The 21120-nt window shown below is 64.7% G+C and carries 17 protein-coding genes; 7 read left to right on the top strand and 10 right to left on the bottom strand.

Annotated elements, in window-relative coordinates:
• The first annotated feature begins 232 nt into the window (after positions 1–232).
• On the top strand, positions 233–469 hold the full coding sequence (locus FJ417_RS30610) for a hypothetical protein (protein ID WP_140786012.1): 237 nt from the start codon (positions 233–235) through the stop codon (positions 467–469).
• Positions 470–477: 8 nt separating this feature from the next.
• Here FJ417_RS30610 and FJ417_RS30605 read toward each other — a convergent pair whose 3' ends face one another.
• The 9 genes from FJ417_RS30605 to FJ417_RS30565 all read right to left on the bottom strand — a co-directional run bounded on the left by FJ417_RS30605 (position 478) and on the right by FJ417_RS30565 (position 11350).
• Positions 478–2085: an FGGY-family carbohydrate kinase gene (locus FJ417_RS30605; protein ID WP_140786011.1), complete on the bottom strand. Its 1608-nt coding sequence runs from the start codon at positions 2083–2085 to the stop codon at positions 478–480.
• A 153-nt stretch (positions 2086–2238) separates the two neighbouring features.
• Positions 2239–2967 carry an SDR family oxidoreductase gene (locus tag FJ417_RS30600; RefSeq protein WP_140786010.1) on the bottom strand — a complete coding sequence of 243 codons (729 nt, stop codon included), beginning with the start codon at positions 2965–2967 and terminating at the stop codon, positions 2239–2241.
• Positions 2968–2991: 24 nt separating this feature from the next.
• Positions 2992–4245, bottom strand: a complete 1254-nt coding sequence (locus FJ417_RS30595; RefSeq protein ID WP_140786009.1) for a sugar ABC transporter permease — start codon at positions 4243–4245, stop codon at positions 2992–2994.
• Positions 4242–5078, bottom strand: coding sequence for an ATP-binding cassette domain-containing protein (locus FJ417_RS30590; protein WP_140645023.1), 837 nt, complete (start codon positions 5076–5078; stop codon positions 4242–4244). Before FJ417_RS30590 ends, FJ417_RS30595 begins: the two co-directional genes overlap by 4 nt.
• Before the next feature lie 67 nt (positions 5079–5145).
• Positions 5146–6228, bottom strand: a complete 1083-nt coding sequence (locus FJ417_RS30585) for a sugar ABC transporter substrate-binding protein (protein ID WP_140786008.1) — start codon at positions 6226–6228, stop codon at positions 5146–5148.
• A gap of 296 nt (positions 6229–6524) precedes the next feature.
• Positions 6525–7409 (bottom strand): AraC family transcriptional regulator, encoded by an 885-nt coding sequence (locus FJ417_RS30580; protein ID WP_140786007.1) that lies wholly within the window; start codon positions 7407–7409, stop codon positions 6525–6527.
• 238 nt (positions 7410–7647) lie between these two features.
• Entirely contained in the window at positions 7648–8598 is a 951-nt protein-coding gene (locus tag FJ417_RS30575; RefSeq protein WP_140786006.1) for an ABC transporter permease, read from the bottom strand.
• 16 nt (positions 8599–8614) lie between these two features.
• Positions 8615–10177, bottom strand: a complete 1563-nt coding sequence (locus tag FJ417_RS30570) for a sugar ABC transporter ATP-binding protein (protein WP_181183342.1) — start codon at positions 10175–10177, stop codon at positions 8615–8617.
• 66 nt (positions 10178–10243) lie between these two features.
• On the bottom strand, positions 10244–11350 hold the full coding sequence (locus FJ417_RS30565) for a sugar ABC transporter substrate-binding protein (protein WP_140705261.1): 1107 nt from the start codon (positions 11348–11350) through the stop codon (positions 10244–10246).
• A gap of 332 nt (positions 11351–11682) precedes the next feature.
• On the opposite strand from FJ417_RS30565, the gene FJ417_RS30560 reads away from it, so the two are divergent.
• Positions 11683–12885 (top strand): SGNH/GDSL hydrolase family protein, encoded by a 1203-nt coding sequence (locus FJ417_RS30560; protein WP_181175352.1) that lies wholly within the window; start codon positions 11683–11685, stop codon positions 12883–12885.
• A 45-nt stretch (positions 12886–12930) separates the two neighbouring features.
• Entirely contained in the window at positions 12931–14091 is a 1161-nt protein-coding gene (locus FJ417_RS30555) for a glycoside hydrolase family 25 protein (RefSeq protein WP_140786003.1), read from the top strand.
• A gap of 6 nt (positions 14092–14097) precedes the next feature.
• Here FJ417_RS30555 and FJ417_RS30550 read toward each other — a convergent pair whose 3' ends face one another.
• Entirely contained in the window at positions 14098–14940 is an 843-nt protein-coding gene (locus tag FJ417_RS30550) for an AraC family transcriptional regulator (RefSeq protein WP_140786014.1), read from the bottom strand.
• A 247-nt stretch (positions 14941–15187) separates the two neighbouring features.
• Between FJ417_RS30550 and FJ417_RS30545 the strand changes: the two genes are divergently transcribed.
• The 4 genes from FJ417_RS30545 to FJ417_RS30530 all read left to right on the top strand — a co-directional run bounded on the left by FJ417_RS30545 (position 15188) and on the right by FJ417_RS30530 (position 21112).
• On the top strand, positions 15188–16654 hold the full coding sequence (locus FJ417_RS30545) for an alpha-glucosidase/alpha-galactosidase (protein ID WP_140786002.1): 1467 nt from the start codon (positions 15188–15190) through the stop codon (positions 16652–16654).
• A 105-nt stretch (positions 16655–16759) separates the two neighbouring features.
• A complete protein-coding gene (locus FJ417_RS30540; protein WP_140786001.1) occupies positions 16760–18838 on the top strand; it encodes an ABC transporter substrate-binding protein in 2079 nt (692 codons plus the stop codon).
• A 111-nt stretch (positions 18839–18949) separates the two neighbouring features.
• Positions 18950–19957 (top strand): ABC transporter permease, encoded by a 1008-nt coding sequence (locus FJ417_RS30535; protein WP_140786000.1) that lies wholly within the window; start codon positions 18950–18952, stop codon positions 19955–19957.
• On the top strand, positions 19958–21112 hold the full coding sequence (locus FJ417_RS30530; RefSeq protein WP_140785999.1) for an ABC transporter permease: 1155 nt from the start codon (positions 19958–19960) through the stop codon (positions 21110–21112).
• Positions 21113–21120: the final 8 nt, after the last annotated feature.

Below are 21120 nucleotides of genomic sequence, written 5' to 3'. Positions count from 1 at the left end.
AGGCGTTACCACGGTCCAGAATTCTGCTCCGCTGCACCCCTCGCGCGAGGTCACGGAATGGATCCTCGGGTCTGCGCCGCGTCGCTTCGCTCCTTGCTTCGCCATAGAATGACGAAATCGCGATGGCGATGGCCAATTTTCAAGGCTGCAATTGCCGCTGAAAATTTCTACGACGAACTGCATCCGGCTGGTATTATCGGCGATTGCAGAGCAAAGCGAACCGGAACACCCCATGCTTGCCAGACCCGACGCCTATTGCTGCATCGAATGCGGCCTGCCTTACCGGGCGCCCGGGTTCTCGTGCTATCACGGCATGATCGAGGAAGGCCCCGCCTACTGGACCGATCGCGGCATATTGTGCTCGCCGCAATGCTCGCTCGCGCATCACAAGAAGCGCAAGGCGGAAGGCACGCTGCCGCAGGAGCCGGCGCCCGATCCGTTCGAAGTCCCGTCGCTGTTTAGGCGCTGATCGATCCCTCAGCGTATGCTGCGACGCACCGCCTGCAGCGCCAGAAAGGCCTCGTAGCGGCGATCGTGCCACGTCCGCATGGCGTCGGCCGCCGGCCTGAAAACATCACCAAGCCGGGACATGGCAGGCATGGCGGTCGAAAGGTCCGCATACCGGCCGGATGCCACCGCTCCGAGCATCGCGGCACCCAGCAGCACCGGCTCGGGCGATTGCGGGGCGGCGACCGGCAGGCCGGCAGCGTCGGCAAGCAACTGGCGCACCAGCGGCGACTGCCCGGCGCCACCGCTGATGACGATGGTGTCGACGGCAAGACCGGATGAGGCCATCGCCGCCACGATCTGACGCACGCCATAGCCGAGGCCGCAAAGCCCGGCGACATAAAGGCCGACGAGACTTTCCACGGAACGGTCGGTGCCGAGCCCGGCGATCAGGCCGCGCGCATCCGGGTCCGCCAAGGGCGAACGATTGCCGAGGAATTCGGGTACGACATGGATGCTTCCCGCGAGCGTGGCGGCAGCCGACAGGTCGGGCGAAGCCGCCGTGGCGGCCGCGGCCAGCCAATCGACCAGCGATTTGCCTTCGGCCGCGGCGCGCTCGGAAGCCTCCGCTGCGGCCGGATGGAAACGCACCAGCAGATCGATCGCCGCCCCGGCCGCCGACTGACCGCCCTCGCTCAGCCAGAATCCCGGCACCATGGCGGAATAATAGGGTCCCCATACGCCCGGCACGAAGGCCGGACCTTCACTGCTTGCCATGGTGCAGGCCGAGGTGCCGAGCACATAGGCCATGCGTGAGGCAATGGTACCGGCATCGCCGGCAGCGCCCACCGTGCCGACGCCGCCGGCATGGGCATCGATCAGCCCGGCGGCCACGATTGTGCCCGCAACCAGTCCCAGTTCGGCCGCAGCCTTCTCCGTCAGCCCGGCGCCAAGCGCCGTGCCGGGATCGACCACTTCGGTGCCGATGCGGGCAAAGCCCTCGTCGGCAAGCTCGCCGAGCCCGACGGCATGGAAATAGCTGTCGTCCCAGCGCCGCTCATGGCCGAGATAGGTCCATTTGCAGGCCAGAGTGCAGACCGAACGGGCAAGGCTGCCCGTGGCGCGCCAGGTCAGGTAATCGGCGAGGTCGAAGAAATGCCGCGCTTTCGCAAAGGTATCGGGCAGGTTCTCCTTCAGCCACACAAGCTTCGGCGTCTCCATCTCGGGCGAAATGACGCCGCCGACATAGTCGAGGACCGGATGCCTGAGGGCGTTGATGCGCCTGGTCTGGTCGAGGGCGCGATGGTCCATCCAGACGATGATGTTTCGATCGCTGTCTCCCGAACGGCCGACCGGCAAGGGCTCGCCATCGTTGCCGACCACCACCAGGGAACAGGTCGCGTCGAAACCGATGCCGCAGATTTCCCGGGGATCGACGCCCGCCTTCCCGACCGCCTCGCGCACACTGGCGCACACCGTCTGCCAGATGTCGCGGCTGGATTGCTCGGCGATCTCGCCGGGCTCGATGAAGAGAGCAATGTCGCGCTTGGCGGAAGCAAGGAGTTCGCCGCGCTCGTCAAAGACGCCGGCGCGCGCGCTGCCGGTGCCGACATCGATGCCGAGGAAATGGGAAGGCATGGGAACCTCGAAGGTAGGGCAGTAGGCAGTAGGCAGTAGGCAGTAGGCAGCAGGCAGCAGGCAGCAGGCAGCAGGCAGCAGGAGATGGTCAGTGTTGGACTGCCGGAGGGCAATGGCCTCTTTCCCTATTCCCTACTGCCTAATTCCTACTGCCTACAGATCGTTGCTTTGCGGCAGGATCACCAAATCCCGAATGGTGATGTTCCTCGGCCGCGTCAGCATAAACAATACGGCTTCCGCGACCTCTGTCGGCTGCATCAGCCCGCCGGCCGCCAGCTCGTCCTCGAGCTTCTGCTTCGGCCAGTCGCTGATCAGCGCCGTCACGACCGGTCCCGGCGCGACTGCGCCGACGCGCAGGCCGTGCTTGGCGACCTGCCGGCGCAGCGTGTGGACGAAGGCCTGGATGGCGTGCTTGGAGGCCGTGTAGACCGGCTCCCAGACGACAGGCACAAGACCCGCGATCGAACTGGTGACGATGATGTCGCCGGTTTTGCGCCCGACCATATGCGGCAGCACCGCGTGCACCGAGCGGAACACCGAGTTGATGTTGAGGTTCAGCATGCGGTCCCAGGCATCCGGATCGCCGTTGAGTATCTCGCCGCCGACATAGGAGCCGGCATTGGCGTGGAAAATGTCGAGCTGGCCGGTCTTTTCGAGGATACCGGGCAGCATGGTCGCCACGCTGGCGGGGCTGGTGAGGTCGACCACCAGCGGAATCGCGCCGGCCCCGAGCTCGCCGACGACTTCCTTCAGCCTGTCCTCCGCCCGGTCGACCAGCACGACGCGGGCGCCGGCGGCAAGCATCGCCCTGGCGCATTCGAGGCCGATGCCCGATGCCGCGCCGGTGACCGCGGCGACTTTTCCCGAAAGATTGTGAGCCATGTGTACCCTTCTCGTTTGAACTGTTCAGGCGCGGCCGTGAGAGGCACGGGAGCGGCGCGCGAGGGAGTCGACGATCACGGCGATGGCCAGAACGGCACCGGTGATCATGTAGCGAAGCGACGAGGACAGATCGAGCAGCGTCAGGCCGCTGGCGATCGACTGGATGACGATGATGCCGAGCAGCGCGGAATAGGCGCTGCCACGGCCACCGAACAGGCTGGTGCCGCCGATGACCGCGGCCGCGATCGCGTTCAGGTTGACGTCGCCGGTGCCGGCCTGCTGGCTGGCGGAGGCGAGCCTGGCGGCGGCCAGCACGCCGCCCAGCGCGGCGAAGAGCGAGCACAGCGCGAAGGCGCTGAGATAGATGGCGCGGACCTTGATGCCGGCGCGCCGTGCCGCCTCGCGGTTGCCGCCGACGGCGGTCATCGAACGCCCCCACTTGGTCCGGGTCAGCGCATAGTTCATCGCAACGACGAGGCCGACGAAGAGGCCAAACATCCACGGGATGCCGCGCGACTGGTTGAGATAAGCGACGATCAGCTCGAGGCCGACGGTTATGACGACGACTCGCACAATGAGCCCGGTCACGGACGGTGCAGACAGGTTGGCCGCGCGGCGTCGCGCGAAGGTGCGAAGCCCGCTGATCAGCAGCGCCAGGCCCGGGATCGCGGCCAGCGTGTACGATACCCATTTCGGCATCACCATCAGCTGGCCGAAATCCACCAAAGCGGAGCCGTATGGCAGGTTGATCGAGCCGGTGGAGCCGAGGATGTAGAGCTGCATGCCAAGCACCGCGAGCAGACCGGCCAGCGTCGAGACGAAGCTCGGCATGCCCAGACGGTTGAACAAAAGGGCATAGAGCGAGCCGATCAGGGCGCCAAAGGCGAGCGCCGCCAGGATGGCGAGCGCGACGGGCCAGCCCTGGTTCACCCAGAGCGTGCCGACCATCGCCGAAGCGAAGCCGCTGATCGAGCCGACGGAGAGGTCGATCTCGCCGACCATCAGCACGCAGACGATGCCGAGCGCGATGACGCCTACCGTCGAGCAGTCGAACAGGAGATTGACCAGATTGCTGCTGGAGACGAAGACGGGGTTGAGGCTGGTGAAGACAGTCCAGATGACCACAAGCCCGACGATGACCGGCAGGGAGCCGAGATCGCCGCTGCGCACGCGATCCAGGAAGGCGCGGAGCGCGCCGCCGAAGCCGGCTTCATGCTTCACCCGCGCATCGGCGCGGTCGAGCGCCATTGGGGCGGAGGTGCTTTTCTCTGCCGTCATGGGCGCTGCTCCCCCGCCTGTGCGCTGCCGCTGCGATCGCGCTCCGTGCGCAGGCGCTCGACCCGGCGCGACACCGCGTTGTTGGACGCGCCGGTGATGGCGCTCACCAGATCCTGGTTCGAGGCGTCGGGCTCGAAGACACCGTTGTTGCGCCCCAGCCGCAGCACCACGATGCGGTCGGCGACGGCGCGGACATCCTCCATGTTGTGGCTGATCATCACGACGCCGAGGCCGCGCGCGCGGACGCGGTCGATGAGGTTGAGCACTTCAGCCGTCTGGGCGACGCCAAGTGCGGCGGTCGGCTCGTCGAGCAGGATGAGTTTCGGTTCGAGCAGCAAAGAGCGCGCGATGGCGACGGTCTGGCGCTGGCCGCCGGACAGCGAGGCGACCGCCTCGCGCACGCTCGGGATGCGCGCCGACAATTCGTTGAGCAGCGTCCAGGCGCGCATCTCCATCGCCACCTCGTCCAGCCGCAGCGGGCTGAGCTCGTTGCCAAGGAAAATGTTGGCGACGACGTCGAGGTTCTCGCAGAGCGCGAGGTCCTGGAACACCGTGGCGATGCCGAGCGTCAGCGCCGCGCGCGGGTCGGGCAGCGTCACCGCCCTGCCGCGGAAATTGATCGTTCCCGAGCTCGGCTGGTGCACGCCCGCGAGGATCTTGACCAGCGTCGACTTTCCGGCGCCGTTGTCGCCGACCAGCGCGACGACCTCGCCGGCATGGACGTCGAAATCAATATCGGTCAGCGCCGAGACGGCGCCGAAATTCTTCGATATGCCACGCAGGCTGAGCACCAGCTCGCCGACGGAAGCCGATCTTTCGAAACTCTCACTCATGCGCCGCCTTTCGTGACAGTCGTTCCCTGGACATCCGGCCGCCGACGGGCGGCCGGATGTCCTATGATCAGTTGGTGATGCCGAGCTTCTTGCAACCCTCGGCATAGCGGTCGACGCATAGCTCGGCGGCCGTGTTGATCTTCTTGTCGATGATCTCGGCCTTGAGGTTCTCCTGCGTCACCACCGCCGGCGTGAAGAGCTGCGAGGGCGTGTCGTAAAGCGTCATCTCGGCCTTCGGCGTCTCGCCCGACAACAGCTTGACGGCAACGTTGGCCGCAGCCGCGGCGACGATCTCGCTCGGCTTGGAGATGGTGTTGTACTGGTCGCCGGCGATGATCAGCTGCAAGGCCGCGATCGTCGCGTCGTTGCCGGTCACCGGCGGAACCGGATCGACGCCGGCCGCCTTGAAGGCCGCGATCGCGCCGCCGCCGGTGCCGTCATTGGCGGCGACGACGCCGAGGATCTTGGCGCCGAAGCGCGTGATCTGGCCGCTCGCCCATTGCTGGGCCTTCGGCGGCGCCCATTCCGGCGTGTCGAACTCTGCCAGGATCGGATAGCCGCTGTTGTCGAGGCCTTCGTGGATGCCCTTCTTGATCAGGCCGGCGGCCGCGTCAGTCGGCGAGCCGTTGATCTGCAGCAGGCCGCCGCCGGCCGCGTCGACCTTCAGAGCCTTGAGGTGCTCGACCAGCGAATCGGCGATGGCCTTGCCGATGCCTTCATTGTTGAAGGACACGTAGAAATCGGCGGGCGCCGTCGGGATGGGCCGGTCATAGGCGATCACCTTGACGCCCTGGCTCTGCGCGAGCTTGACCAGCGAGGCGGCGGCGGTCGAATCGACCGGGTCGAGCACGATGGCCTTGGCGCCCTGCGAGATCACAGAATTGAACTGCTGCTGCTGGCGCGCCGCGTCGGCATCGGCGTTCTGATAGATCACCTTGCAGCCCGGGCAGAGCTTCTTCATCTCGGCGACGAAGCCGGGATAGTCGTGCTGCTCGTAGCGGGTCGACGCCTGGTCGGGCATCAGGAAGGCAACCGTAGCATCGGTTACCGTGTCGGCGAAGGCAGCGGTGCTGCCGAGCAGCGAGACCGCGAAAACGGCCGCGATCGTCGATTTAAAGGCAAACGGCGATTTCCAAGCATGTCTGGTCATTCGAATGTCTCCGTTTCGAGAAATGGTTTCACGAGGACCTGCGCGGTGGACCACGCGCTAGGCCTTGACTGCATATCGAACTGTTGGGAGGAATGTTCTCAGCGGCCCAGGATCGATCGATCCCAATTAACCACGCAGACCTCCTCCTGACGTGCTGGATTTCGGGCAAACGAACCCCAGCACAGGGTGCCCTGCACCCCGCGTCTTTCCTTCCCTGATTGTTTCTTTGTTGATGCGATTCCGGACGAAAGATCCTTCTGACCGGAATGCTTAAGGCTCCTCCCGCTTCCTCCCTGTTAGGCGGCAATCTCCGCGTTGATGTTCTCAGCCAGCAAGGCCCTGAAGCGCGAAGGCGACATGCCCTTCTGCGCCAGGAACTGGCGGTTGAAATTCGAGATGTTGTTGTAGCCGGCGGCGTAGCAGATTTCGGTGATCGACATCTGCGCCTCGCTCATCAGCAGCTGGCAGGCGAGGTTGATGCGCAGGCGGTTGACATACTGCACCAGTGCCATTCCGGTGTGCCGGCGGAAGCTGCGCGAGAAGGCGCTCGGGCTGCGCCCGGCGATCTCGGCGAGCGTCCCTTCGCTGAAAGGCTCGGTCAGGTGGCAATTGATGTAAGCGAGCGCCTGATTGATGCCGGCCGACATGAAGCCGGAGGGATCAGGGAGATAGCCGGCGCTGGCCAGCGTGCGGACATCCCCGGCGCGGTTCAAGATGTCGAGCACGGCCATGAACAGCGACAGGCGGCGCACGCCTTGCGCCTCGACCAGTTCGGCCAGCAAGGGCGCACAGAGATCAGCCGTCGCCGCCGAGAACAGCGCGCCGCGGCGGCTGGTTTCGAGGATGCCGGCGCAGGCGGCAAGTTCGGGCAGCGCGGCGGAAGCCTCGGCGATGAATTTTTCCGAGAACTGCACGACGCGGCCGCGCAGCGGCACGGTCTCGCCCGGCGGCACGTCGCTGACCCAGTTGTGCGGCAAATTGGGCCCGGTGAGCACCAGATTGCCCGGCTCGAACTCGCCGATGAAGTCCCCGACGAAATAGCGGCCGGTGGTGGCGACGACCAGATGCAGCTCGTATTCGGGATGGAAGTGCCAGCGCACGGTGCGGAAAGGATAGCCGTGGGCCCAGGCCTTGAACGACTCTCCCTGTCTGATCTGGACGACTTCCAGGTCCGGATTCATCTTCATTTCCTCCCCGCGCGGGTCCGGTCTTGTGACCGGTTGCTGCGCTTCGTTGGGCAACCCGTGTATTCCCACTGGCCGCCGCGATTGAAAGCTTAGGCGGCAATTGAAGCGCCTGCCACCACGGCTTGTCCACCCGACCGATACTTTTTTGACGTTTCGGAGCAGGTGGAGAACGGCTCACGAACATAAACAGCGACGGATGCGGTGTGCGGCGCGCACCGAGAAACACCCGCACTCAGACCGATCCCTGCTCCTCGCCACGCACCCGGAAAGCGTCGACAGCAATCGCCAGCAGGATCATCGCGCCGCCGATCATCTGAATGTAATAGGCGGACACGTTGATCAGCTGGAGCCCGGTCTGGATGACCGTGATGAGGAGCGTGCCGCCGAGCATACCGAGCACCCGTCCGCGCCCGCCAAGCAGGGATACGCCGCCGATGACAGGAGCCGCGACCGCGTAGAGCAGGGTCGTGCTGCCCACGGTGACGCTCACGCCGCCGAGATAGGACGCGTAGAGGAAGCCGGCGAGACCGGCAAGGAAGCCTGACGCGGCGAAAGCGCCGAGCCGAGCGCGCCGCACGTTGATGCCGGCCGCATGCGCGGCCCGCCGGTTGCCGCCGGTGGCGTAGAGATTGCGGCCCCAGGCCGAATAGGCAAGCACGATATGCGCCGCCAGATAGATAACGAACAGCGCGACCGGCATGATCGGCCATGTGCCGATCGTCGCGCTGCCGATATAGGCGTATCCTTCATCGGCTATGACCAGCGTGCGGGCCTGCGTGGCGCCGAGCACCGCGCCCTGCAGGAACAGGCCCATGGCCAGCGAGGCGATGAGCGAGTTCATCCGCATGTAGGAGACGAAATAGCCGTTGACGGCGCCAATAAACGTGCCCGTCAGCACGGTCACCGCGACGGCGACGGTCCAGTGCGCGCCGTATTCCTGCATGGCATAGGCGCCGATCATGCCGGAAAAGACGAGATTGCCGACGACCGACAGATCGATTTCGCCGATCAGCAGCGTGAAGGACACGGCCAGCACCAGCACGCCCAGCGTGGTGGCCTGCACCAGCACGTTCTGCAGGTTGCCTTCCGACAGGAAGAACGGATTGAGGACGCCGGCAAGGAGGCTGAAGACGATGATCAGTATCCACACCACATTGTCGAGAAGGAATTTCCTGCGGTTCATGTCGTCCTGCGTCCTGTCACGGTTTTTCCCTCAGGGACCTGGCGTCGGCGATGGCGCCGACCGTCAGGCCCTCGGCCGAAAGCGAGCGTTCGATGCGGCCCTTGGAAAAGACGACCACGCGGTCGACCAGCCGCTGCATTTCGTCGGGATCCTGCGCGATCAGCAGGACCGCGACGCCGCGTTTGGTGGCGTCATCGATGAGGCGATGGATGTGTTCCTTCGCCGCCACGTCGACGCCGATCGTCGGTTCGTCGAGCAGCAGGATCGCCGGGTTTCGCTCCAGCAGGCGGCCAAGCAGGATTTTCTGTTGGTTGCCGCCACTGAGCTTGCGGATTTCCTGATCCGGCCCGTCCATCACGACGTCCATTGCCGCGCGCGCCCGGCGCACGCGGCCGAGCATGCCGGAGCGGCTGATCGCCCATCCGGCCTGGCGAGGCCAGTTGCCGAGGCTGAGGTTTTCCGCGATGGACATCGAAGCGACATGCCCTTCGCCGATACGGTCATGCGTCAGATAGGCGATGCCGGCGGCAAGGCTGTGGGCCGGCGAACCGAGCCGGACCGGGCGGCCGTCGACCAGAACGCGGCCGGACATGACCGGGAGGAGCCCGCCGAGCGTGCGCAGCAGCTCTTGCGGGCCCTCGCCAAGCAGCCCGACAAGCCCGACGATTTCGCCGCGACCGATGGTGAGATCGACCGGGCCGCCGCCGGGGAAGCACAGATCGTCTATCTTGACGACCGGGGGCTTTGGTGCCGCCGACCTGTCGCGCCGGAATTCCTTCACATCGCTTCCGGTGATCAGCCGCGCCATGCCGTCGGCGGACAGCGATCCTGCGACGCCGCCTGCTGCGACCTTGCCGTCGCGCAGCACGGTGTATTCGCTGCAAAGCTGGCGGACCTCGTCATTGTGATGCGAGATATAGACGAAGGACGTGCCTTGGGCGGTCAGCGCCTCGACCCATTCCATGAGATGCTGGCGCTCGCGCGCCGCAAGCCCCGCCGTCGGTTCGTCGAGGATGATCAGCCTGGCATCGCCGGCCACGGCCTTGATGATGGCGAGCCGCCTGCGGTCGCTGGCATTGAGATCCCCCGCGCGCCGCCGCGAGGGGACGTGCATGGCGTGACTTTCCAGGAGAAGGGCGGCCTGCCGGTGCAGTTTGCCCCAGTCGACCAGGCCGCGGCGCCGCGGTAGGTTCGGCAAAAGCAGGTTCTCGCCGATCGACAGGTCCTCGAAAATTTCGGAGTGCTGCGACAGCAGATACAACCCACGCTTGTTGCGCGCGGTGAGGGACAGCGACGACACATCCTCGCCGTCGAGCAGGATATTGCCCGCGTCGGCGCGCACGAAGCCGGCGACGACATTGGACAGCGTCGATTTGCCGGCGCCGTTCTTGCCGAGCAGGCCGTGGATCGCGCCCTTGCGTACAGACAGCGACACGCCGTCGAGCGCCGAAACCGGCCCGTATGCCTTGAAGACATTGTCGACGACCAGCACGGGCCGGCCAGACGGCGTCGCCGCGGCAAACGGCCCTTCGCGTGTCCGGCGTGCGCCGTCTGCCGGCTCGCGATCTGACTGCGTCATCGGCCGCCTCCCCATTCCAGGTCAAGGAGGGCGCGGCCGATACCGCGCGCCCTCGCCCGCCGGTTCTCAACCGGCGTTCTGTTCCATCTTCCAGACCTTGGTGACGACGTTGGCCCAGTGGCGCGGATCGTCGGCGTTCTCCTTGGTCAGGAAGTAGGGTGGTATGGTCAGGAGCGGCCCGGACGGGCTGTCGGCGATCGTTCCCTTCTCCCAGAAGTACTTCTTGTTCTCATACGGGCCGGTCGGCACCCGCTGACCCTTGAGCGTGTACTGCTCCAGCAGATCCACGACGATCTCGACATAGGCGATCGGATCCTGGGCGATGTCGGCATCGATCTCGCCGGCCTTGACCCATTCGAGCGCGTTGGGCGAGGCGTCGATGCTGGTCAGGATGATGTGCTTCTCATGACCGACCGGGAAGAGCCGCTTCTGCGTCTCCATGGCCTTGCGGGCATCGACGACGAAGATGTCGGTGGGCATGTGGATGGCGTCGAGGTCGGGGCGCTCGCGCAGTGTGGCGGAGACGACGGCCAAAGCCTCTTCATGCTGGTTGTTCTGCGGCCGCGAGATGATCTCGATGTCCTTGTATTTGGACTGCAAGGTCTCCTCGAAACCCTCCTTGCGGTTGCGCAGGGCGACCGCCGTCAGCGAGCCGTAATTGTTCAGCACGCTGCCCTTGGGCGAACCATATTTCTTGGTCAGCAGTTCGGCCGTCTTTTCGGCCGCCATGACGCCCGACTGACGATTGTCGAAGGTGACCGAAGCGGCGACGGTGCCGCCGGTGAGCGGCGTGTCGACCATGCCGACCGGAACGCCAAGCGACTTGGCCTTCTTCGTAAGCGGGATGAGCAGTTCGGAATCGAGCGCGTCCGAGATGAGGTAGCGCGGCTTCTGCAGCAGCAGGCTGTTCCAGTCGTTCACCTGCGCGTTGGAATCGCCGTTGGCATCCTTGCCGACGAATTGCAGTCCCAGGCTTTCGGCCTTGCGCTTCAACGCCTCCTGCAGGACGACGAAAAAGAAAAAGCCGAGATAGGGCGTTTCCCAGGCCACCACTTTCGAGAGCTCCTGCGCGCCGGCGGAACCGCTTCGGGCCATTACGCCAGCGGCGGCGCCCGCCGCGGCGCTTGCAAGCAAAGCTCGGCGGCTCAGTCTGAAATTCATGATGTTCGACATGGTTATCCTCCCTTCCCAAAGGCAATTGACCGGTCGCGGGTGCGACACGCACCAGCCCGCGAAACCGCTCGCTGGCCGGCAAAGGCTCCTCCACTGCCGGCTGCTACGACGGAAAAGCTAACCAAGCGAAAATGGCGATGCCACCACGCCCCTGACGCATGACCGATACTTTCTTGTGCTTCGAGCGCGACCGTGATGGCGGCGGTCCTGCGCTGGATGCAGAGGCAAGCCGCGAGAGCAAGAAAGTACCAGGCAGGCATCGGATTTCTGGTGGTGAAGCCAACCGCGCGTTGCTAGCGTTGCCGCTGCTCGATCCACGAGGAGGCGACGGGATGACCGGACATTGGATGGGAACGTGGGCCGCCAGCCCGATGAATGTCTGGCCGGGCGATGCCGTTCTTTACGGCTTCCACAACCAGACGGTCAGGCAGGTTGTGCGCATCAGCAAGGGTGGCACGCGCTTTTGTGTGCGGCTTTCGAACGAGCATGGCAGCGACCCGATCGACATCGGCGCGGCATCCATCGCCAGGGCCGCCGACGGCGGCAGCATCGAGGGCGGGAGTTTGCGCCGGTTGACCTTCGGCGGCTCGCGCGCAGCCAGGATCTTGCCCGGCGCGCCGCTTTTGAGCGACCCGGTCGAGCTCGCGGCCGGCGACCTCTGTGACGTCGCCGTCAGCCTGTATTTCAGCGGTTTCGCGCCGATCCAGACCTATCACTACGAGGCCCAGCAGACCGCCTATATTTCCGATTACGGCGAGTTCGTTCACGCCGAGCGCATGCCCTTGCAGCAGACCTCCACCAGCCGCTATTTCCTGACGGCCGTTCTTGTCGAATGCGAGGCCGACAGCCGCTCGATCGTCTGCTTCGGCGATTCCATAACCGACGGCTTCGGATCGACGGTGGATGCGAACGCCAGATGGCCGGATCGCCTGGCCGAGCGGCTTTCGGCGGCCGGATTGCTTGGCCGTCTCGGCGTTCTCAACCATGGCATCGGCGGCAACCGGGTGACCGCGAGCCGGGCACGCGGCGCGAGCGCGCTCGCTCGTTTCGACCGCGATGTGCTCGGCCTGCCCAATGTCGGCCAGATGGTGCTACTGGAAGGCATCAACGACATCGGCTGGCCGGGAACGATGCTGGCAGGGCCGGCCGAGGCCGTCTCGCTGGAGGATCTGGTCGGCAGCTACCGGCAACTGATCGCGCGCGCCCACATGCGCCGCATCAAAGTCATCCAGGGCACGCTCACGCCCTGTGCCGGCGCGTTCGCGGGCGAGGCCCTGCGCACGTTCCACTCGCCCGAGAAAGAACGGGTGCGCCGCTCCGTCAACGATTGGATAAGAGCCTCCAGTCCCGCCGATGCCGTCATCGATTTCGACCGGGCGCTGGCCGACCCGAAAGACAGCTCCCGCATTCGTCCGGAATTCGACTGCGGCGACGGCCTGCACCCGTCCGATGCCGGCTACAAGGCGATGGCCGATCTCTTCGACCTCGATCTTTTCGGCCCGCCGACGACACAGGCGATCGAAGCACTTCCTTAACCATAGCGGTTCAGGATCGATCCCTGGTCAGTGGGGACACCCTGATTGAAAAAGCCGGCGCGCCCTCTTCGCCGCCTGGCGCTTCTCGCGGCGGCGGTTGCGCTGGGCACGGTGGCACAGGCCTCGGATTTCTCCGAGCCGTGGAAGAATGCCGACCGCCCGCTGGTGATCGACGCCTACGAATACAATTCGATCGACTGGCAGCAACTCGTCACCGACAAGCGCATCGCCGGCTTCATCAACAAGGCGTCCGACGGGCTGCCGCCGCCCTATTTCTGCTTCGGCGCCGAGGCCGATGTCAAACTCTGCAAGGCGCAATGGAAACGCTATGCGGTGACGCGCGAATTGTTCCAGACGCGCAAGGTGGTGGCCAAGGCGCTCGGCTTGAAATGGGGCGCCTATCACCTCGCCCGCCCCGGCAACCCGGTCGAGCAGGCCAACAATTTCATCGATTTCGCCGAGCCGGCGCCGGATGAGCTGATGGCCCTCGACATCGAAGGCATCGATGCCACGCAATGGATGTCGCTGGAGGACGCCGAGGAATTCGTGCGCCAGGTGCATCGCCGCCTCGGCCGCTTCCCGGTGCTCTATGTCAACGGCAAGACCGCCCAGTACATCGCCGAAAATCGCTACCAGTATCGGCTCCTGTCACGGCTGCCGCTGTGGTACGCGCGCTACAAGCCCGACATCGACGTGCATTTCCCGATGGGCAACTGGCAGGGCTACGCGCTGTGGCAATTCTCGGCGCAGGCCAATTGCGGCCGTTTCTCCTGCCCTTACCGCGTGCCGGGCACGCCCCACGACATCGACGTCAACGTCGCGCCGATGAGCGCCGACGAATTGCGCCAGCAGTGGGCCTTCGGCGGCCTGATCGACGTGCCGTCCGATTACCTGGCTTCGATCCCGGTGCCGCTGTCGCGCCAGGCGGCGCTCGCCGGGAAAGCCACCATCACCTATGCCGATGTGGCGACGCCGCCGACCGTCGAGGAGATGGTCGCGGTGCTCGGCGCGCGCTGGGAGAAATTCCGCGGCGGGTTCCGCATGCCGGTGGTGAAGACGGTGCCGACGCGGCCGGGTTTCGGCATCGTGCAATATGTTGCCTGGAAACGGTCCGGGCAGCGCACGCCCGAGCAGATCGACGCAGCGTTTGCCGCGGCGGCCGACCCGGTGAGCACCGCCTCGACAACGCTTGAGGCCAAGCGCTGATATGCTTCAGCGGTGGTTGCCCAGGCTGGCATACATGCCGGTGGTGCGGAACTGCGTCGGATTGATGCCGTAACAGCGGCGAAAGACCTTGGAGAAGTAGTTCGCGTCCTCGAAGCCGCACAGCACCGCGACTTCCTTGACCGGCAGGAAATCCGCCTTGGTCAGGAGTTTCGCCGCCCGCTGCAGTCGCTGCTGCAGGACGAATTCAGCCGGCGGCAGTCCTTCGCTCTCGGCGAAGCAGCGCGAGAAATGGGCGCGGCTGAGGCCGCTGATTTCGACCAGCTCCGCCACCGGCAGCGGCTTGTCGAGATTGGCGTTGATGTGGTCGATGACAGGCTGCATGGCGCTCTGCTTCTCTGCGAAGGCGTGCGAGCCGAAGACGTCGTCATAAAGCGCCATCGCCGCCTCATAGGCGATCGCGGAGGCAGCGCCGGGCGAAGCGGCACCCCTGATGAGGCGCAGGCTGCAATCGGCAAGGTGATCGATGGTCGCCGTCTGCAGCCGGAACACCGGGCCCGAGACGCTGAGGATGGACTTGTGGATGCGCAGCGCCTCCTCGCCGTTCATCGAGATCCAGAAATATTCCCAGCGGTCGCCCTTGGCCAACCAGTAGCGATGATTGTGCGGTACCAGAACCAGCAGCGTGTCGTTCGCCTGCAGGCGATAGTTGCGGCTCTCGTAGCGCAATTGGCCGGTGCCGCTGATCGTATGCTGGAGGACCGTGAACGGGGTCTGGCCGCGCTTCCTGCCGTCCCAGTCGTAGGTCTCGTCCTCGCGCAGTTCATAGCCCGTGCTGGTCGGCATGGCATGCAGGCGCTGGCGGCCGCGCGGCAGCGAGATCGTGCGCATCAGCTTTCCGTTGGCGATCAGGTCCTGCAGCACAAAATTACCCTCGAAAGCATAATCCTTCTCTGGCCGCGCCGGCGAATAAGCGCATAATCCGGCCCTCAAGACGCGAAAGACCCGCGGTCGAGGAGCGGGCGGGAGGAGAAAAGAGCCGGATTTCCGGCTTTGAATGGCGGGCGCGCTGTTGCGTGCGGCCATATCCTCCCTTGCTGCTCCTTGCCTAGCATTCGATTTGATCGAGGTGAAGGTGATGAGTTTCAAAATCGCTATTATCGGCGCCGGCAGCGTCGGATTCACCAAGAAGCTGTTCACCGACATCCTGTGCGTGCCGGAATTCAAGGACATTGAATTCGCGCTGACCGATGTCAGCGAGCACAATCTGGCGATGATCAAGGCGATCCTCGACCGGATCGTCGAGGCGAACAGATTGCCGACCAGGGTGACGGCGACCACGAACCGCCGCGAGGCGCTGGAGGGCGCGCGCTACATCATCAGCTGCGTGCGCGTCGGCGGGCTCGAAGCCTATGCTGACGACATTCGCATCCCGCTCAAATATGGCATCGACCAATGCGTCGGCGACACGATCTGCGCCGGCGGCATTCTCTACGGCCAGCGCAACATTCCGGTGATCCTCGACTTCTGCCGGGATATTCGCGAGGTCGCCGATACCAACGCTAAGTTCCTCAACTATGCCAACCCCATGGCCATGAACACATGGGCGGCGATCGAGTACGGCAAGGTCGACACGGTCGGGCTCTGCCACGGCGTCCAGCACGGCGCCGAGCAGATCGCCGAGGTGCTCGGCGCGAAATCGCCCAAGGAGCTCGACTATGTCTGCTCCGGCATCAACCACCAGACCTGGTTCATCGAGCTCAGGCTGAACGGCCGGCCGATCGGCAAGGACGAGCTGGTCGCCGCCTTCGAGGCGCATCCGGTCTATTCGAAGCAGGAAAAGCTGCGCATCGATGTGCTGAAGCGCTTCGGCGTCTACTCGACCGAAAGCAACGGGCATCTGTCGGAATATCTGCCCTGGTACCGCAAGCGTCCCGAGGAGATCACGCGCTGGATCGACATGTCCGACTGGATCCATGGCGAGACCGGCGGCTATCTGCGCTACTCGACGGAAACCCGCAACTGGTTCGAGACGGAGTATCCGCAATTCCTCGAAGCGGCGTCGAAGCCGATCGACCCGGCCAAGCGCTCCAACGAACACGCCAGCCACATTCTGGAAGCGCTTGAGACCAATCGCGTCTATCGGGGCCATTTCAACGTCAAGAATAACGGCGTGATCACCAACCTGCCACAGGACGCCATCATCGAGTCGCCCGGCTTCGTCGACCGTTTCGGCATCAACATGGCCGGCGGCATCACGCTGCCGGAGGCCTGCGCGGCGACTTGCATGGCCTCGATCAACGTCCAGCGCATGTCGGTGCACGCGGCGATCGCTGGCGACATCGACCTGCTCAAGCTCGCCGTGCTGCACGATCCGCTGGTGGGTGCGGTATCGACGCCGGAAGAAGTCTGGCAGATGGTGGACGAGATGGTCGTCGCCCAGGCGCAGTGGCTGCCGCAATATGCCGATGCCATTCCGGCGGCAAAGGAGCGGCTCTCGAAATCCAAGGTCAAGACTCGCGAATGGGCGGGCGCGGCGCGCCGCAGCGTCCGCTCGATCGAGGAATTGCGCGCCGAAAAGGCGGCGCTCAAACAAGCCGGCTGAGATCCCCGGCAAGCAGGCGGACGCGCAGGAGGCGCGTCCGCCGGATCAGCCGTCCAGAAACAAGAGGCGGGCAGCAGCAGGCGTCCAAACAACTGGGAGGAGACGATGAGGACCTTACGCAGAATTGGCTTTGCCGCCGGACTGGCGATGAGCGTTGCCGTTCCGGCATACGCCTTGGCATCCGAGCCGACGATCCCGCCGGAGCCGGCGACGTTCCCGGCCGAGGGCAAGATCCACTATGTGGCGCGCGACTCCATCCTGGAGTTCAAGGCGCTGCCCGAATATCACGAGCCGGACTGGGTGACGGAGAGATACGTCAAGACCGGCAAGCTGCCGCCGGTCAAGGACCGGTTGCCCAAGGAGCCGCTGGTCTTCAAGACGGGCAACATGCCGGACGGCATCGGCGTCTACGGCGACACGATGCGTCACGTCATCGGCGGCAGGCCGGAGGGCTGGAACTACGGCGCAGGCCAGACGCAGGGTTGGGGCGGGATCGATATCGGCCTGTCCGAATGCCTGACGCGCACGGCGCCGCTGTTCCAGGTCGAAGCCAAGGACACCGAGCCGCTGCCCAACCTCGCCAAGAGCTGGGACTGGTCGAGCGACGGCCACAAGCTCACCATGCATCTGATCGAAGGCGCCAAATGGTCCGACGGCGCGCCCTTCAACGCCGACGACGTCATGTTCTACTGGGATGACGAGGTCGTCGATCCGAACGTCTCGCCGCTGAACGGCGCCACGCCGGAAACCTTCGGGGTCGGCACGACTCTGAAGAAGATCGACGACTACACCGTCGAGTGGACGTTCAAGGAGGCGTTCCCGCGGCAATATCTCTATGCGATGGCCTACGGCACCTTCTGTCCCGGCCCTTCGCACATCCTGAAGCCGCAGCATCCGAAATACTCGAAGAACACTTACGACCAGTTCAAGAATGCCTTCCCGCCGGACTATATGAATATGCCGGTGATGGGCGCCTGGGTGCCGGTCGAATACCGGCCGGACGATATCATCGTCATGCGGCGCAACCCCTATTATTGGAAGGTCGACGAAAAGGGCAACCAGCTGCCCTATCTCAACGAGCTGCAATACAAGCTGTCGACCTGGGCCGACCGCGACGTCCAGGCGGTGGCGGGCTCCGGCGACTTCTCCAACCTTGAGCAGCCGGAGAATTTCGTCGCCTCGCTGAAGCGCGCTGCCGACTCGAACGCGCCGGCCCGGCTTGCCTTCGGCCCGCGCCTCATCGGCTACAATCTGCGCATGAATTTTTCCGCCAATGGCTGGGGCAACCCGGACGAACGCGGGCAGGCGGTGCGTGAATTGAACCGCAACGAGGACTTCCGCAAGGCGGTGACCATGGCGCTCGACCGCAAGGCGCTGGGCGACTCGCTGGTCAAGGGTCCATTCACCGCCATCTATCCGGGCGGCTTCTCGTCGGGCACCAGCTTCTACGACCGCAAATCGACGGTCTACTATCCGTTCGATCTCAAAGGCGCCAAGGCCGAGCTTGCCAAGGCCGGGCTGAAGGACACCGACGGCGACGGTATCGTGAACTTCCCGGCCGGCACCGCCGGCGGCAAGAACGTCGAGATCGTGATGCTGGTCAACAACGACTACACCACCGACAAGAGCCTTGCCGAAGGCGTGGTCGCGCAGATGGAGAAGCTCGGGCTGAGGGTCGTGCTCAACGGGGTTAACGGAACGCAGCGCGACGCCATCCAATATTCCGGCCGTTTCGACTGGCTGATCCGGCGCAACGAGACCGAGCTGACCTCGGTGGTGCAAAACACCGAGCAACTTGCTCCCGTCGGCCCGAAGACCAGCTGGAATCACCGCGCGCCGGAAAGCGGCGAGGTCGACCTGATGCCCTTCGAGAAGGACCTCGTCGACATCGTCAACAAGTTCGTGACGACGCAGGACAACGACCAGCGTGCCGACCTGATGCGAAAGTTCCAGAAGATATCGACCGAGCATGTCTACAATGTCGGGCTGACCGAGTATCCGGGCGCGCTCATCATCAACAAGCGGTTCTCCAACATCCCGCAAGGCACACCGATCTACATGTTCAACTGGGCCGAGGATTCGATCGTCCGCGAACGTGTCTTCGTCGCCGCCGACAAGCAGGCGAAGCACGAATTGTATCCGGAGGAGCTTCCCGGCAAACCGGGTGACAAGGGTCCGATGTAAGGTTTACCTCCCCTGACGAAAAGACGTCCGGCCGCGCCGCGGCGCGGCCGGACAACGAAACCTCCGAACGCACCTCAGGGAGCGACCGGCCAGAAAGGAAGCTGACCCCCCATGCTGCGATTCCTGCTTATGCGCATAGCGTCGGCGCTTCCCGTCCTCGCAATCCTGAGCCTCGTCACCTTCGCCATCATCCAGGCGCCGCCCGGCGACTATGCGGATTATATCCGCTCGCAGCTGATCAACCAGGGCGGCGCTTCCTACGCCGAGGCTGAAGCGCAAGCCCAGGCCTACCGCGTCGAGCATGGCCTCGATAAGCCGCTGCCCGTCCAGTACCTCAACTGGATCGGCGGTATCGTCACCCGCGGCGATTTCGGCTACAGCCTCTACTACAACAAGCCCGTGGCCGACGTGGTGGGCGAGCGCCTGCCGCGCACCTTGCTTCTGGCGCTGGTCTGCCATCTGCTCGCCTCGGTGCTCGGCATCAGCTTCGGCATATGGGCGGCGACGCGGCAATATTCCTGGATCGACTCGACACTTTCGGCGATCTCGTTCCTCGGCATGACGGTGCCGCGTTTCCTGATGGCGCTGATCATCGTCTATCTGCTGGTCTTCCAGTTCAACGTCTCCGAGATCGGCTCGTTCTTTTCGCCGCAATATGGCGGCGCGCCATGGTCGTGGGCGAAGCTCGTCGACCTCATCAAGCATGTCTGGCCGGTGGTGGCGATCGCGACCTTCGGCGGCCTCGCCTACAATATGCGCGTCATGCGCGGCAATCTGCTTGACACGCTCAACGCGCAATATGTCGAGACGGCCAGGGCCAAGGGCCTGACCGGCGGCGCCGTCGTCATGCGCCATGCCGTGCCCAACGCGCTGCATCCGCTGGTGATGTATCAGGGCGTGGTGCTGCCCTATATGCTGACCGGCGAGATCGAGACGGCGATCATCTTCGCGCTGCCCACCGTCGGCCCGGCGATCGTCGGTTCCATGGCGGTCGGCGACGTCTATGTCACGGCCACCTTCATGATGGTGCTGTCGGCGACGCTGATCGTCGGCAACATCATCGCCGACATGCTGCTCGTCCTGCTCGACCCGCGCATCCGCCAATTCGGGAAGCGCTAGATGCTGGCCCGCGATCCCTCACCCCCGCCCCCATCCCTTACGCCCTTGCCGGCCGAAGGCGTAACCAAAGCCGAAGCCGCGCATGGCAATGAGAGCTACATCGCGCTCGTCTGGCGCCGGCTGAAGCGCTCCTGGACCGGCATGGCCGGGCTTTGGCTGGTCGTGCTGCTGCTGGTCATGGCGGTGTTCGCCGAATTCCTGGCGCCGATGGACCCCAAGGCGACCGACGTCGCCTTCGCGCCGCCGCAAGTGCCCGCTTTCCACGACAAGGACGGCAATTTCGTCGCGCGGCCGCGGGTCTATGCGCTGGCCGATTCGGCCGATCTCGATCCGGTCACCTTCCAGCCGATCGTCGGCCCCGACTACGACCATCCAAGGCTGCTCGGCTTCTTCGTCGAAGGCGCGGCCTACAAGCTCTTCGGGCTCATCCCGATGAACCGGCACTTGTTTTCCTCGATGGACGGCCAGCCGGTGCATTTCCTCGGCACCGACAAGTTCGGCCGCGACGTGCTGTCGCGCGCCATCCACGGCTCGCGCGTGTCGCTGATGATCGCGCTGACGGTGGTCTTCATCATCACGGTCATCGGCACCAGCGTCGGCATGATCTCCGGCTATTTCGGCGGCCGGTTCGACGTCTGGATGCAGCGCTTCGTCGAGCTTGTGCTCGCCTTCCCGCAACTGCCGCTCTATCTGGCCCTGACGACACTGATCCCGGTCACCGCGCCGACCAATGTCTTCCTCGCCTTCGTCATCATCGTCATGTCGGCGCTGGGCTGGGCGCAGATGTCGCGCGAGGTGCGCGGCAAGACGCTGGCGCTGGCGCGCATCGACTATGTGCGCGCCGCCATGGCGGTCGGCGCCACCGACCGCCGCATCATCATGCAGCACATCTTCCCCAATGTGATGAGCCACGTGATCGTCGCCGTGACGCTGGCGATCCCGACGGTGGTGCTGCTCGAATCCTTCCTCGGCTTCCTCGGCTTCGCGGTGAAGCCGCCGCTGATCTCATGGGGCCTGATGCTGCAGGACACCGCGACCTATTCGGTCATCGGCACCTATCCGTGGATCCTGTCGCCGGTCGGCTTCGTGCTGATCACCGTCTTTGCCTTCAACGCGCTGGGCGATGGCCTGCGCGATGCCGTCGATCCCTATTGAGGTGGCCG

This window comes from Mesorhizobium sp. B3-1-7 (assembly GCF_006439385.1).
Lineage (GTDB): Bacteria > Pseudomonadota > Alphaproteobacteria > Rhizobiales > Rhizobiaceae > Mesorhizobium.
The sequence above is the reverse complement of the archived record's forward strand: the minus strand, read 5'-3'. Positions and strand labels throughout refer to the sequence as shown.